Annotated in this window: 11 protein-coding genes; 7 read left to right on the forward strand and 4 right to left on the reverse strand. The window is 37.2% G+C overall.

The genetic code is table 11. The features are described 5' to 3' along the window. Nucleotides 1-3: 3 nt before the first annotated feature. Entirely contained in the window at nt 4-2,661 is a 2,658-nt protein-coding gene (locus ABE099_RS06130) for a metallophosphoesterase (protein WP_430028383.1), read from the forward strand. 334 nt (nt 2,662-2,995) lie between these two features. Here the strand turns inward: ABE099_RS06130 and ABE099_RS06135 are convergent, their stop codons facing one another. Both ABE099_RS06135 and ABE099_RS06140 read right to left on the reverse strand, forming a co-directional pair. Continuing rightward, entirely contained in the window at nt 2,996-4,072 is a 1,077-nt protein-coding gene (locus tag ABE099_RS06135) for a polysaccharide deacetylase family protein (protein WP_430028385.1), read from the reverse strand. Nucleotides 4,073-4,271: 199 nt separating this feature from the next. Beyond that, nucleotides 4,272-5,573: a helix-turn-helix transcriptional regulator gene (locus ABE099_RS06140; RefSeq protein ID WP_430028387.1), complete on the reverse strand. Its 1,302-nt coding sequence runs from the start codon at nt 5,571-5,573 to the stop codon at nt 4,272-4,274. 167 nt (nt 5,574-5,740) lie between these two features. Between ABE099_RS06140 and ABE099_RS06145 the strand changes: the two genes are divergently transcribed. From ABE099_RS06145 to ABE099_RS06170, 6 genes are all read left to right on the forward strand, one after another. Continuing rightward, nucleotides 5,741-6,544, forward strand: coding sequence for a nucleotidyltransferase domain-containing protein (locus tag ABE099_RS06145; protein WP_430028389.1), 804 nt, complete (start codon nt 5,741-5,743; stop codon nt 6,542-6,544). A 35-nt stretch (nt 6,545-6,579) separates the two neighbouring features. Next, on the forward strand, nt 6,580-7,482 hold the full coding sequence (locus ABE099_RS06150) for a DUF4085 family protein (RefSeq protein ID WP_430028391.1): 903 nt from the start codon (nt 6,580-6,582) through the stop codon (nt 7,480-7,482). Between the two features lie 323 nt (nt 7,483-7,805). Further along, nucleotides 7,806-8,993, forward strand: coding sequence for a glycoside hydrolase family 5 protein (locus ABE099_RS06155; protein ID WP_430028393.1), 1,188 nt, complete (start codon nt 7,806-7,808; stop codon nt 8,991-8,993). Between the two features lie 221 nt (nt 8,994-9,214). Next, nucleotides 9,215-10,264: an ABC transporter ATP-binding protein gene (locus tag ABE099_RS06160; RefSeq protein WP_430028395.1), complete on the forward strand. Its 1,050-nt coding sequence runs from the start codon at nt 9,215-9,217 to the stop codon at nt 10,262-10,264. Further along, the gene (locus ABE099_RS06165; RefSeq protein ID WP_430028397.1) at nt 10,257-11,066 is read left to right on the forward strand and encodes an ABC transporter permease; all 810 of its coding nucleotides are present in this window, start codon (nt 10,257-10,259) and stop codon (nt 11,064-11,066) included. Before ABE099_RS06160 ends, ABE099_RS06165 begins: the two co-directional genes overlap by 8 nt. A 48-nt stretch (nt 11,067-11,114) precedes the next feature. Then, on the forward strand, nt 11,115-11,858 hold the full coding sequence (locus ABE099_RS06170) for an ABC transporter permease (RefSeq protein ID WP_430030500.1): 744 nt from the start codon (nt 11,115-11,117) through the stop codon (nt 11,856-11,858). Between the two features lie 3 nt (nt 11,859-11,861). Here ABE099_RS06170 and ABE099_RS06175 read toward each other — a convergent pair whose 3' ends face one another. Both ABE099_RS06175 and ABE099_RS06180 read right to left on the reverse strand, forming a co-directional pair. Beyond that, nucleotides 11,862-12,683 carry a hypothetical protein gene (locus ABE099_RS06175; RefSeq protein ID WP_430028399.1) on the reverse strand — a complete coding sequence of 274 codons (822 nt, stop codon included), beginning with the start codon at nt 12,681-12,683 and terminating at the stop codon, nt 11,862-11,864. Between the two features lie 31 nt (nt 12,684-12,714). Further along, nucleotides 12,715-14,109 (reverse strand): MATE family efflux transporter, encoded by a 1,395-nt coding sequence (locus ABE099_RS06180; RefSeq protein WP_430028401.1) that lies wholly within the window; start codon nt 14,107-14,109, stop codon nt 12,715-12,717. Nucleotides 14,110-14,176 lie beyond the last annotated feature (67 nt).

Here is a 14,176-nt window from a genome sequence, read left to right on the forward strand (position 1 = left end):
ATAATGAAAATCACATTAAATACACATACAATTATTATGCTTGTTGGACCTACGGAATGTGGAAAAACAACCTTTGCGAAGCAAATTTTAATTCCTCAGCTACAGGCGGGGCTTGCTTTAAACAATCAAATGGACGACACTGTTCAAGGCACGTTACAAAGCACGATGCATAGTACAGCGAACAATAAAGTCCAAAGTAATGTGCAATATATATCTTCCGATGAAATTAGACAAGAGCTATTAGGCTACCAATATGATAAATATGATCAGGTTATGCTGGAGGCGAGCAGTGGTGCGTTTCATATGTTGTTTGAGAAGCTACAGGCGGTGACTAGCTTTCCGATCAATGCTCAATTTGTAGTTGTAGATACAACTGGACTTGCAGAGGATTTTAGACAAAAGGTGAGCGCCATTGCGAAGCAAAACCATTACAACCTAGAAGTGGTATTGTTCGATTATCGGGATCGCAAGGATTACTATGCATCTGATCGTTCTAAAAAGGTAATTACCGCGCATCTTAACCGCATGCGTAAGGAAGTGTTAGGGGCGTTAGCGCGTGAAGGTTATCATCAAATTCACAAAGTTCGTGCTAAAGATTTTATATTAGCCGATCTACCTAATCCAGCCTACACTGTAGAAATAGCTAATGTTGCGTTATATCATCAAACCTTTTTACCTAGTAATTATAACTATATTGTCATTGGGGATGTGCACGAGTGTCTGTCATCTTTAATTTCCTTACTTGAACGCTATGGTTATGCGGTTAAAGATGGGAAGCTTGTGGCAAGCGCACAGTTAGAAAATACAAGATTAGTGCTTGTCGGGGATTGGATTGATAAAGGGAAAAATACAGCCGCGATCATTAACTTTTTGTACGATAATCAGGCCTATTTTTACTTTGTACTTGGGAACCATGAGAACTTTGTGTACAAATACTTACGTGGTGAGCTAAAGGGAATAGATCAGGATTTATTAAACTCCTACTTTGATTCCACAAAGGTACTGATGGAAGATGCACAGTTGCGGGATAAGTTTAACCATTTATGTGAAATTGCAATGCCATTTTATACAAGTCAAGGCGGACAGCACGCTTCCTTTTATATTACCCATGCTCCATGTCAGAACAAGTATATTGGTAAACTGGACAATGTGTCCTTGAAGCACCAGCGCAATTTTAGATTAGATCGAACTGAGCCGATTGAGGGGCAAATTAAATTTATTGAGCACGAAGCAGTGAGTAACCATCCTTTTCATATTTTTGGTCATGTCGCTGCCAAGCATGCGTTCCGAGTGAAAAATAAAGTGCATGTGGATTCAGGTGCGGTACATGGTAATAAACTAACTGGAGTTGAAATTGCGCATAAGCCATTTTTTAAATCAGTATCCTGTGAAAATGGGGTAATGCAAGATGATGAGCTTCCTATCCTGTTTGCACGTGAAAATACTGGGGTAATGGTTCATGAATTGGCAGAAGCGGATTTACGTAGATTGTCTTATTGTACACACAACCAAGTTAACTTTATTTCAGGCACAATGTCACCTGCAGATAAAAATGAAGAAACAGGGGAACTCGAATCGCTAGAGCGAGGACTAGATTACTTTAAACATCGTGGCGTGGGGAAGGTTGTGCTCCAACCAAAATATATGGGTTCTCGGTGTAATATTTACTTAAATCGTGAGCTTGAAGCCTGTTATGCAATTAGTCGGAACGGATATAAAATTAAAGGGGTAGACCTCACTTCGATTTATACTTCATTATTAAATAAATTTGGTACCTATATGGATGAAAATAAGATTACAGTGATGGTGCTTGATGGTGAACTACTGCCTTGGCGTGTCATGGGGGCTGGCTTAATTGATCGCCAGTTTAAAGTGATAGAGCAAGGCTTAGGAGATGAGTTAGGTTTTCTCGCTGAACATGGGTTTGATAATGAGCTTGCTAAGCTTAGGAGTCAGTTTGAGGCAAGTGGATTTAAGCAAGAGCAGTTTAAAGTTACAAAAGCTGAATTAAACGAAAAATATGGTTCAGCAGTCTATCAAACGTATAAGCATGTTGGTGAAATTATGGAAAGACATGTTCCTGTGTCAGATCAACAAGCGGCATTTGAAGTGTATAAGAGACAGCTTGAAATTTATGCTTCAGATGATTCATCAGTAGAAATCAATTATAAGCCATTTTCAATCTTAAAGTTTATTTATGAAGATGGAAGTGAGTCTATACCAGACTGGGCAACATCTCAAATTTATTCCTTTTTATCTGAGGATGAATTTGTAGTACTAGATTTAGAAGGTGAAGGTAGCTATTCATTAGCAAGGGAATACTTCAATACACTCACGACAGCGAAGCAAATGGAAGGCGTGGTCATTAAGCCAGAATATGTAACAGATAACGTTGTGCCATATATGAAGGTGCGAAATGAACAATATTTAAGCATTGTATACGGCTATGATTACCGGTTCCCATATAAATACAAAAAACTGTTCAAGCAAAAAAATATCCAACGTAAACTAAAAACTTCTCTAAATGAGTATCGTTTAGGAAGACAAATGCTTGGTGTAAAGTTAGCGGATATTACGCCTGAAAATAAACAGTATAAAAATATTGCAGCAAATCTATTGTTTGAAGTAGCAGCGGAAAAGGAAATCGATCCAAGGCTGTAGTTAGATCGTTAGTTCGTTTTTAGGCTCCATCTATACAAATATGAAAAGTCCTGACAAGTTGAGTAGCTCATCTTATCAGGACTTTTTCATTTATTGATAATCCATTATTATATTATTTATGCCATTAATTAAGGCCAAATCTTGAAATCAGTGCTTGACCACTAACCCAAACTAGCGAAGAGACAGAGAGATTCTGAAGGTTGTCTCTTAAAATAAAATTGCAACCATAAATATATTTTAAAAGGAATATGATTTTAACAACAATCGCAAGAACTCTCTGGATCGTAGCTACCAGCCACTAGTCATTGTCAAGTACTGATTTCTAAATAGAGCATTAATGAATCTCTAAATAATCTAAAAATGCGTCCCATGTACCATCATCTGCTGTCACAATCAACTCAACAACCTGATTGCCAGTGCCTGCGCTTACATTATTTATCGTATACACAGCAGGGTAACTACCTCCGTAATAAAACGTTCCCTTGTAAACGCCTCCAATTCTTAAATCAACTCGTGCCATATTGGAGTTATTGGATGCCCCGCGGAGTGAAAAATTGTTCGTTCCACTAGTGAAGTTATGAGTAAATTTTACAGAGTCATTATTTGCATATAGCACCACACCATTAAATGGGGAAGTAATATTGCCAGTATATTGACCCCCTTTAGTCATATTCTCAGCTTCAACTCGTACCACAGTACCACCTGGGTTTCCAGGGTTTCCTGGATTATCGTCAGGTGCAACTGCTCTGCCCGTGGTAGGGGAGATCATACCGCTACAGAGCCCCTTGTTTTGTAAGTTTTGAGCGATTTGAGGAATAGCTTGGATTGTTGCATTAAATTGTTCGTGTAATAAAATAACATCGCCATTGTTAAGTCGGTTAGCAGCGGCTACGATTTGTGCTGTGGAAGCGCCATTCCAATCCATAGAATCGACATTCCACAATACTTCCTTGAGGCCGTTTTGAGCTATAATATTTTTTACATTGTTATTTGTAGCGCCATAAGGTGGACGGAACAATTTAGGTGTCACTCCTGCTGAAGATTGAATCGTTTGTTGTGTGCGAGTAATTTCTGAAGTGATTTGAGAGTTGTTTAATTTGGTCAAATCGGGATGTGTAAAGGAGTGATTTCCGATCCACATTCCAGCATCTTTTTGCTCCTTCACTAAACCAGGATTATTTTGTGCATTTTGTCCGACGTTAAATAAAGTTGCTCTTAAGCCAGCTTGCTTTAATGCAGTAAGTAGCCTTCGTGTATGTTGTGGGCTTGGGCCATCGTCAAAGGTTAAACCAACATATCCGTTTGTACATTTAAAGTCAGCTGCTTCAGCTTTTGGAGCTGGTGGAATAATAAACATAGAGCTAAGTAATGTAACGATTAAAGCGCCTTTAAAAAGTTTACCTTTCAGCATCATAAAACCTCCCAATCATTTCTAATCTATTTTTTATCAAATCAATTTTGGAAGCAGCTCAGCCCCTTTCTATTAAAATAGAGCGCTTTCATAAAATGTTAAGTAAGAAATATATGGAAGTCATTTCTATTATAGATAATATAAAAAATGTTATCAACTGGAATTATTACAAATATATCCTCTTTTTTTACTAACTTATTTAATTTGGTTCATAAAAGGTTTTGATTTCCTGCCATTCCTGAATCAAATCTTGCCGAAGTGATCTTGGTTCCAGCACCTCACAGCTAGATCCAAAGCTTCTTAACCAAGGTTTAATCTCAGTAATTCCATTCACCATAATTTCATAAATAAAACCCTCTTCATTTTCTTCCACAATTTCTCCCCATTGTCCTTGAAGAAGAACACGTTCCTTTACAAAATTAATTGGCGCACCAGTAGGGGTGTAAAAAAAGGCGCGTACCTTGACTGTTTTACCTGTATCGATAAGCCAACTATATTGCAAAGCGTCCTCTAATGACTGTAGCTTGTCTTCAAAATGCTTTTGTTCTGCCACATGTTCTTCTGTAATACCAGTCATGCCTTCCATTCGAAATTTTCGAATGCCTTCTCGATTGCTGCCAAGCAAATACCATCTACCATACTGGTGATCATAAACGATTTTTAAAGGTAATGTCGTTTGTAAACTTCCTGAAGAAGCTTTCTGAAATTGTGGATTACTATTTTGTGACGTGTAGCTAACTTCCTTTTTGGGTGAAAAATAAGTAAATGTAATATAACGATGAGAAGCAATCGCAGCTAATAATGAAAATAAATGAGCTTCATCTAAAATTCTAGAGTAATAATGATATTTATATAAAAAGAGTTCATGCTGTTGATCAAACAAAGAGAGTTGCTTTTTTAAGCCATCACGCAATAAGTACCCTGGAACGGCAGGAACCTGCGTATTGGACATCACATCAATATAATCATATAAATCTAGTAGCTCCTCACTAGTAAGCGCTGTAACAAGCTCATTATTTAGCTTGTAACGAAAAGGGCGTTGTGTGCCAAGTTTAGCAATAACGCCAACGCTTTCTAAATATTTTAGGTCAGAACGAATCGTTTTTTCATCAGGCAACGTGGAATCCTCTGTAGTCACAGTCGTGGATAATTCTAACATTTCCATAACGGTGCGTGGACCTTCATTTAATGCTGCTAGTATAAGGGATAAACGTACAATCTCACTTTGCTTAACTGACTTTGCTCTAAATAGTAGTAATAGCAATGGATCGTGAGCATCGTAATAATTGTAGGCGATCGCTGAGTCGAAGCTTTGTTCTGATTTGTTCGTCTCAGGTTGATAGCTAGTTTCAATCATATCTTTTAATCTACGTAACGTTTTATCTAAAGTATGTACAGAGATACCTAGTCTTTTAGCGTATTCAGTTCGGTTAAATGTGCCACTTGTTAAGACAAGCATGCGGAGTAATTGGATTTCTTTGTCAAAGCTTTCTTTCGCCATAGGTCTAACCTCGTTTCTGTGCTATATATTTTTCTATTTTAGCAGAAATGTTATAAAATTTGGATGTTGTAATACTTTTGCCATGTTAATGTGTGGCAGTTTCAGTCATGATAGGCTTATAAATGATTTTTAGTTGCTGTAAAGATGTATTTAAGGAGGTTGTGAAAATGAAGGAACAAATATTACATAAGCTACAACAAATTGAGCTAGAAGAGCAGGTTCAAATTATATACGCATGTGAGTCAGGGAGTCGGGCATGGGGGTTTGAATCACAAAATAGTGATTATGATGTTAGGTTTATATATGTACGTCCTCTTGACGATTATTTAACAATTTTTGAGCAAAGAGATGTGATTGAACGCCCTCTCGAAAATGATCTTGATGTAAATGGATGGGATATACGCAAGGCATTACAGCTATTACGCAAATCAAATCCACCATTACTAGAATGGCTCCATTCACCAATTCAATATTTAAATCAGGAGCATCTGACCATTCCTTTGTACAATTTGGTATCTGATTTATTTTCAGCAAAATCAAGTATTTTCCATTACTTGCATATGGCAAAGGGTAACTATAGAGAGTATTTAAAAGGGGAGCAAGTGAAGCTTAAAAAATATTTTTATGTGCTGCGACCTATTCTGGCATGTGGATGGATTGAAAAGTATGGTACGATTCCACCTGTTCAATTTCAAATCCTTGTTGATGAATTAATACCACAGGAGCATGAAATTTTTAATAGCGTTCAATCTTTATTAGAGCAAAAGAGAAGTGGCGATGAGCTAGACTATGGTGAGCAAATTACAGACCTAAACTTATATTTAGAGGAGCGTATCCATTATTTCGAGCAACTGGCTACGAGCATGAGCTCACAAGGCAACTCACAATCACAAACTAAGTACTTAAAAGAGAAAAATGATTCTAATAAACGTCTAGATGAAGTGTTTAAATCGGTTGTCTACAATCAATAAAAATTATTTTCAACACTAGTGGAATGAGGGGAAGAATGAAATATTTAACGAAGGAATGGTATATACAAAGTCAGCAAATGGGATTAAACCTTGGTAAAAAGGTACATAAACAAGCTGGGAACTTTAATGAGGCTTTATTTTTGTACCTTTATAAGGAGAAAGAGAAGCATTTTATTGAGGAGCAGCGTGAGATTTATAATTATGGCCCAACAAAAATGTTAATGGATATGAACCCTGTAGAGGTATGGCTTGAAGGCAAAGAGAAAATCCAAAATATCGATGAAATCATTGCTAAGATGAGCTTAGAGAATCGGACTAGATTTGAACAGCAGGTTGCTGAATTTGAAGCAAGGCCCCCTTTTGATGAAACTGAATGGAAAAAGAGATTCCAAGATAGCTTTCAGTGGAATTGCGAACATTATCGCGTTAAGCTTCCAGTGCCTATTTTAGACAAGATTGCGGATATTCGAGTATTTGCATTAGACTATTGCTCTAAAGAAGTTTTTAAACTCTTAAATTTGTATAGTAAACAAAGTGAAAAAAATACGAATGACGGCTTACAGCAATTTCAGAAGGCGCAAAGTCAAGAAGCAATACCGAAAGAGCTTCGGCAGAAATTTAATTTTCACGATTGTTGGGTAAAAGAATTGAAGTTCGAAATTAATCTTGTTGACACTAATTCTAACGACGATAATGTTGAGAACGAATCAGATGCTAATCTAATCCTTTTCTTAGATACAAGTGGGGGCTTTACGCTAAATAACAAAATTACATTTGTTGAGTCGAAAATAATTTTGCAGGAAGGTCAGATTGTAAATCATGCATGGCTATACAGTGAATTATACTGCGTGGATGGTGGATATGAGGTTCATGTGCTTTTTGAAGGTATGTCAGAGCTAATTTTACGTTGTCGTGATATTATCATAGAGCAAGAATGAAAAATAAAAGAGGATTAAAAAAATAGGATAAATCAAATTTTGTTCTAAAATGATTTTTTGTGTAAAAAAAAGTAAAAAATAATGAATCAGAGTACCTATTTTTCCATAAATATGATATTGTTATGGTGAAATAGGTTATTTTTCTTTTTATGATAAAGTTTTCCTGCTAGTTTCGTAATTTCTTTTCATAATTTAATAGAGAGGAGTGAGAGTTTAGGCACAATTTGAAGTACAAATGTTTTCATTATTTTAAACATTAAAATTAAACATTATATTCTAAACTCAATATTTTAAATCTCTTAATTTAAAATGGAGGAATGGATATGCTAGCTAAACTTAAAAAATATGGGATGTTAGGTCTTGTTGCAGCTTTGTTAACGACTGTTGGTTTAACAGGCTGGACGGCTCCAGCATCCGCTGCCAATGCTAATCAAGTTGTGTATGAGATGGGGGCAGGCTGGAATTTAGGTAATTCCTTAGAAGCATCTGTAAACGGTACCCCTAGTGAAACGGCTTGGAACAATCCAACGATCACGAAGGACCTAATTAAAAAAGTAAAGGCGTCAGGCTTTAAAACAATCCGGATTCCTGTATCTTATCTAAGCAAAATTGGAAGCGCTCCCAATTATACAATTAATAGTGCTTGGCTCGATCGTATTAAGACTGTAGTCGACTATGCCCATAGTGAAGGGTTGTACGTCATCATTAATATTCATGGAGATGGCTTCAATTCTGTGCAAGGGAGCTGGCTGCTCGTAAATGGCTGGAACCAAAATGAAATCAAAGCGAAGTTTGAAAAGGTATGGCAACAAATTGCAAATAAATTTAAAGGTTATAGTGAACGTCTTATTTTTGAATCGATGAATGAAGTGTTTGATGGCCAATATGGTAACCCGAATCCATCTTATTATGCTAATCTCAACGCTTATAATCAAATTTTCGTAGATACAGTAAGAAAAACTGGTGGTAATAATGGTTCAAGATGGTTGCTTGTCCCTGGTTGGAATACGAATATTGACTTTACCGCTGGGAACTATGGTTTTGTAGTGCCAAGTGATAACTTTAGATCCACGAGTATTCCGAGTAATGAAAAAAGAATTATGATTTCTGCACATTACTACTCTCCATGGGATTTTGCGGGTGAAGAGAATGGAAACATTACACAGTGGGGTGCAACAGCTACCAATCCTGCTAAGAAATCAAGTTGGGGACAAGAGGATTATTTAAATTCTCAGTTTAAAATGATGTATGATAAATTTGGTGTCCAAGGTTATCCTGTCGTTATCGGTGAATTTGGCTCTATAGATAAAACCTCACATGATTCAAACAATAATAAGTACAGAGAAGCGTATGCCAAAGCAGTCACAGCAACAGCTAAAAAATATAAATTTGTTCCAGTGTATTGGGATAACGGATTTAATGGCCAATATGGCTTTGCCTTGTTTAACCGTTATAATAATACAGTAACACAGCAAGGCATTATTAATGCAATTATGCAGGGAATGCAGTGAAATAAAACCTCATCATACAAATTTGCACCCAAGTTTATTATGCTAAAACGCTCCTCACCATAAGGGGCGTTTTTTTGTTAGTGCTCTTTTATGAGAGCGCTTCTTTGTGTTTTCTCACTTTTCACAAGGTTTACGAAACATATGGCTTGGACTATAATCATTAAGTCTAGAATTTAAAAATACAGGCAAAATAGGCTTAAAGTGAAAAGAGGTGCTTCAGGATGGCAGCTATAGAGGTTCAGGATTTAAGGAAAACATTTAAGGTTCAAAAAAATAGAGAAGGCTTAAAGGGTGCATTTCAAGATTTATTTAAACGACAATATCGTGAAGTACCTGCGGTGAAGGATATTACCTTCCAAATCCCTGAAGGGGAAATCTGTGGATATATTGGTGAAAATGGGGCGGGGAAATCAACAACGATTAAAATGCTGACAGGAATTTTAGTACCGACATCAGGCTCTTTAAAGGTTGGCGGATACGTTCCTTTTCAAGAAAGAGAAAAGTTTGTTCAGCATATCGGTGTTGTTTTTGGACAACGTAGTCAGTTATGGTGGGATATCGGTGTCATCGAATCGTTTGAGTTATTACGCAAAGTATATCGTGTGCCACAGGCAGCGTACAAGAAACGTTTGGATGAGCTAGTGGAGCGATTGCAGTTACAAGATTTGCTCCATCGTCCTGTCCGTAAATTAAGTCTTGGGCAACGTATGCGCTGCGAGCTTGTGGCGGCTTTGCTTCATAATCCATCGATTGTCTTTTTGGATGAACCAACCATTGGTCTTGATATCGTCGTTAAATCGGAAATTCGGGAGTTTCTGAAGGATATGAATCGGGAGCATGGCACAACTATTTTGCTAACAACGCATGATCTACAAGATATTGAAGCTCTTTGCTCGCGTGTCATTATGCTGGATGATGGTCAAATCATTTATGATGGTGGCTTGGATGAATTAAAGACACGTTGGGGAACAGGACGTGAAGTGATTTTCCAATTTGGTACTGGGACAAAAATTGACCATTTAAAATCATGGACTTCTGGACTAAACGTGACATGGAGTGCAGAAAATGAGCTTGGTGCAAAAGTATTTATTCCACTTGAAATCAATGTATCAGAGGTATTAAGCCGTGTTGTAGGACAAGCGGACATTACAGATATTAAAATTATTGAGACAAATACGGATGAAATTGTACGAAGTATTTATAGCTCTGGTTCAGCAGAAAAGCCTGCGGCAAAATCATCTGAGCATGAGGAGTTAGCTGCACATGTTTAAAGAAAGTCAGATGAGTGCTTATGTTGATTTTATTCGAATTCGTTTTTTGACAATGCTTGCTTATCGGGTGAATTATTATACAGGGATTTTAATTTATACGCTGAATATTGGTGTTTATTATTTCACTTGGAAGGCGATTTACGGTGGTGGGGGAGGGCTAGGAGGCTTTAGTGCATCACAAATGACGACCTATATTGCCGTTTCGTGGATGGCGAGAGCATTTTATTTTAACAATTTAGATCGTGAAATTTCAAATGATATTCGTGATGGGAGTATTGCGATCCAGTTTATTCGTCCTTACAACTATTTGTTTGTTAAAATGATGCAAGGCTTTGGCGAAGGCCTATTTCGTTTTCTTTTGTTTATGATTCCTGGTATGTTGATCGCGATTTTATTATTTCCAGTGACGTTGCCCACCTCGTGGGTTGCATGGACAGGGTTTTTGGTGATGTTGTTTTTTAGTTTTTTAATTAATTCGCAAATTAATATGATTACAGGACTTATGTCATTTTTTGTGGAAAATAACGAAGGTTTTATGCGGATGAAGAGGGTTGTTGTGGATCTGTTTTCTGGCTTAATTATTCCAATCAGCTTGTTCCCAGAATGGATGTCTAAGCTACTTTCATTTTTACCCTTTCAAGCAATCACATATCTCCCAGGCTCTGTATTTACAGGTCGAATTGAAGGCGTAGGCATTTGGAACGTGTTAGGTATTCAAATTGTGTGGTTTATCGTTCTATTGCTACCTATGGTGATGTTGTACCACGCTTCAAGACGACGTGTATTTGTGCAAGGAGGTTAAAGAAAAGTGTATTATTTAGGCCTAATTAATGAATATCTTAAAAATTATATGAAATCTCGTTTAACGTATCGTGCTGATTTTTGGGTTGAGGTCATTTCAGATTTGATGTTTCAGGTGACGAATTTGATTTTTATTTTTGTCATCTTTATGCATACAAATAGCTTAGGTGGCTGGAGCCAAAATGAGGTCATCTTTGTATATGGATTTTTTATGCTTCCTTATGGTGTGTTTAGCTGCTTTGTGAACTTATGGGGCTTTAGTGAGCGTTACATTGTAAAAGGGGAAATGGATCGGATCATGACAAGACCAGCCCACAATTTATTTCAAATCTTTCTTGAAAATGTAGATCCTCCTGCCTTAATGGGCTCGATTGTTGGTATTGTTATTATGATCGTCAGTGGCGCACAGCTTGATCTCGTGTGGCCTTGGTGGAGCATTCCAGCAATTATTATTCTTACGCTAAGTGCTGTAGCGATTTACACAGGGATTTATACGATACTAACATCGATTTCTTTTTACTCAGATGCACCAACGGGGATTTTACCCCTTATGTATAACATTCAAGGTTATGGGCGTTATCCTGTTACAATTTACAATCGAGCGATTCAAGTGTTATTAACATGGATTATTCCGTTTGCATTTGTAGGGGTGTACCCTGCCTCTTTATTTTTGCAAAAGGAAGGGTTGTCCCAGATGGCATACCTAACCCCAGTCGTAGGTATTGTCTTTTTAACGATTGGGATTACCGCTTGGAATCAAGGTGTGAAGCGGTATCGCGGGGCTGGTTCATAATAATTAACTATGAACTAGTCGATTCAGTTCATTATACAAACCTTGATCTTTTAATTCCTGGAAAATAATTTTCAGTAAAGGCTCATGATCTATCATTAACGAATTAGACTGAATGTCTCTAAACAAGACTTGCTTTGAGGCAAGTGGAGCCACCGAAAAAAACTCCTTTAAATCCTCAAGATCAGGGATGGAATCATCAACTGGAAAATACAGATGAACAGTGTCATTAGGCAATGGAGTGATAACCCCTAGATGATCTTGGGTATCTATTGTAATGTGATTGAATCGCTCCTGCTCGACCATTTTAATATGCTGATAAGGATTATCTATAACTGGTAAATTAATATGATCTAGCAGCATTTTTCGAATCTCTTTTTCAGTCTGTTTTTCAGCTTCTGTTGGTTGATAAGGTGAGCGGGAGCATTCCTCCGCCCACCTTTTTTTGCTATTTAAATAGTCCTCTTCACTTTCAAAGTAATTATAAAAAAGCGCTGAATCATCCCAGTTTAATGCTAAAAATTCACGTAGATTATTAGCAATAATACGAGTAGGACATTCAAAATCCATCGGACTCACGCAAACGATAGGGGAATCCTCCAATTTATCACATTGACCAAAATCAGTGAGGAAGCCATAATGAATGCCATCCACCCCAATTGTGCCAAAAATAACAACGTCCATAGGTGTATTAAAATAACGAAAATTTCCGAGTGAAGTGTCGAAATGTAAAGCTCGATCAAATGATTCATACCCCACCCTATTTTTAATGTCTAACAAAATCTGCAATGTTGGTGGAATACCATATTTGCCAAAGTTATTGTTCATATTATTGCTCTCCTTACGTAAAACTTAAAATTTAAGAAGTCGCCGTCATCATCTTGTTTTTCTTCCAATTCCCAAATACGTAATATAAGGTATTCATAATTGCAGCAAACAAGAAGGACGTTGGGAAGCTCCACCAAATCGCATCAAATCCATAATGACTACTTAAATATTCAGCAAATGGATTACGAATAAATAGCAGGGAGAAGGTGGTGATTAACAACGGAATCATAACTACACCAGACGAGCGGACAACCCCTGCAACGATGTTGAAAATACCAAATAAAATAAACGACCACAAAGTAATCATGTTAATATGTGCCGCAAGCTCGATCGCTTTTCCTTCAGCAGGGAGGAAAATAGATAATACAGGGCGATTGAAAAATAAAATTAAGGCAGAAGCAAAACCAGTGAACAGGATATTGAAGATGACCCCTGTGATTGTAATTTTGTGAATCCGATCCCACCGACCAGCTCCGATATTTTGGGCAGCCATTGAAGTGATTGCACCGCCAATTGCCATCGCTGGCATTTGGACGTATCCAGACAATTGATTAGATATTCCAAATGCAGCCGTAGCTTCTGAGCCATAGGAATTTACGATATGAATTAAAAGTAAGTTACTTAATGACACTACAACCATTTGTAATCCCATCGGCACACCTTTGTTGACTAACGTACGGATAATTTTCCAATTGATTCGTAATAAATGTAGTTCAGACTTTTGAATGCGTAAAAAGTATTCTTTACGATATAAATAAATAATTAATAGTGTTAATGAAGTGCATTGAGCAATAAAGGTTGCGACGGATGAACCGGCAATGCCCATTTCAGGAAATGGACCAATTCCTTTTATAAGTAGTGGATTAAGAATAATATCGATAATTGCTGAAATAAGCATGAAGTAAAATGGTGTTTTAGAGTCGCCAGAACCTCTAAGCACAGCCATAACGAGGTTATATCCAAACATAAAGGGAATTCCTGCAAATAAGATACGTGTATAGGATATTGCCATTTCTTGAGCATCTAAGGGAGTATTCATTAGCTCCAAAATGGTTGGGGTGAATAACAAACCAATTACACCGATGATCAAGGATAAGCCAATAAAGAAAACAACACTTGTGCCGACAACCTTTTTAGCCTCATCAATTTTTTTGGCGCCTAAATTTTGTCCAATTAAAATAACTGCTGCCATAGAGGTTCCAAATACAGCACTTAGCAAGAACATCATTATAATCCCTGCATTAGACGTAGCCGCGAGTGCAGTTTCTCCTAACAATTTACCAACCCAGATCGAGTTGATGGAGTTATTCAGTGCTTGAAGTATGTTCCCAAATAGTAACGGTAAAGAAAAGAAAAATAACGTTTTGGCAATCGGACCTTCTGTTAATGTAGGCTTGCTACCTTGCTGTTTTATTTGATTACTCATGTGTACCACCTTTTGATATGTAAATTGTGAAAAAGAACTGCCAAGAAGGCTTGGCAGTCGTTAAGGA

The organism is Paenibacillus turicensis (genome assembly GCF_050461185.1).
GTDB lineage: Bacteria > Bacillota > Bacilli > Paenibacillales > Paenibacillaceae > Fontibacillus > Fontibacillus turicensis_A.

Bases quoted from the DNA above. Each gene is read 5' to 3' on its own strand.
- ABE099_RS06130 (WP_430028383.1), top strand. From the start codon at position 4: ATGAAAATCACATTAAATACACATACAATTATTATGCTTGTTGGACCT.
- ABE099_RS06135 (WP_430028385.1), bottom strand. From the start codon at position 4,072: ATGCTGAAAGGTAAACTTTTTAAAGGCGCTTTAATCGTTACATTACTT.
- ABE099_RS06140 (WP_430028387.1), bottom strand. From the start codon at position 5,573: ATGGCGAAAGAAAGCTTTGACAAAGAAATCCAATTACTCCGCATGCTT.
- ABE099_RS06145 (WP_430028389.1), top strand. From the start codon at position 5,741: ATGAAGGAACAAATATTACATAAGCTACAACAAATTGAGCTAGAAGAG.
- ABE099_RS06150 (WP_430028391.1), top strand. From the start codon at position 6,580: ATGAAATATTTAACGAAGGAATGGTATATACAAAGTCAGCAAATGGGA.
- ABE099_RS06155 (WP_430028393.1), top strand. From the start codon at position 7,806: ATGCTAGCTAAACTTAAAAAATATGGGATGTTAGGTCTTGTTGCAGCT.
- ABE099_RS06160 (WP_430028395.1), top strand. From the start codon at position 9,215: ATGGCAGCTATAGAGGTTCAGGATTTAAGGAAAACATTTAAGGTTCAA.
- ABE099_RS06165 (WP_430028397.1), top strand. From the start codon at position 10,257: ATGTTTAAAGAAAGTCAGATGAGTGCTTATGTTGATTTTATTCGAATT.
- ABE099_RS06170 (WP_430030500.1), top strand. From the start codon at position 11,115: ATGAAATCTCGTTTAACGTATCGTGCTGATTTTTGGGTTGAGGTCATT.
- ABE099_RS06175 (WP_430028399.1), bottom strand. From the start codon at position 12,683: ATGAACAATAACTTTGGCAAATATGGTATTCCACCAACATTGCAGATT.
- ABE099_RS06180 (WP_430028401.1), bottom strand. From the start codon at position 14,109: ATGAGTAATCAAATAAAACAGCAAGGTAGCAAGCCTACATTAACAGAA.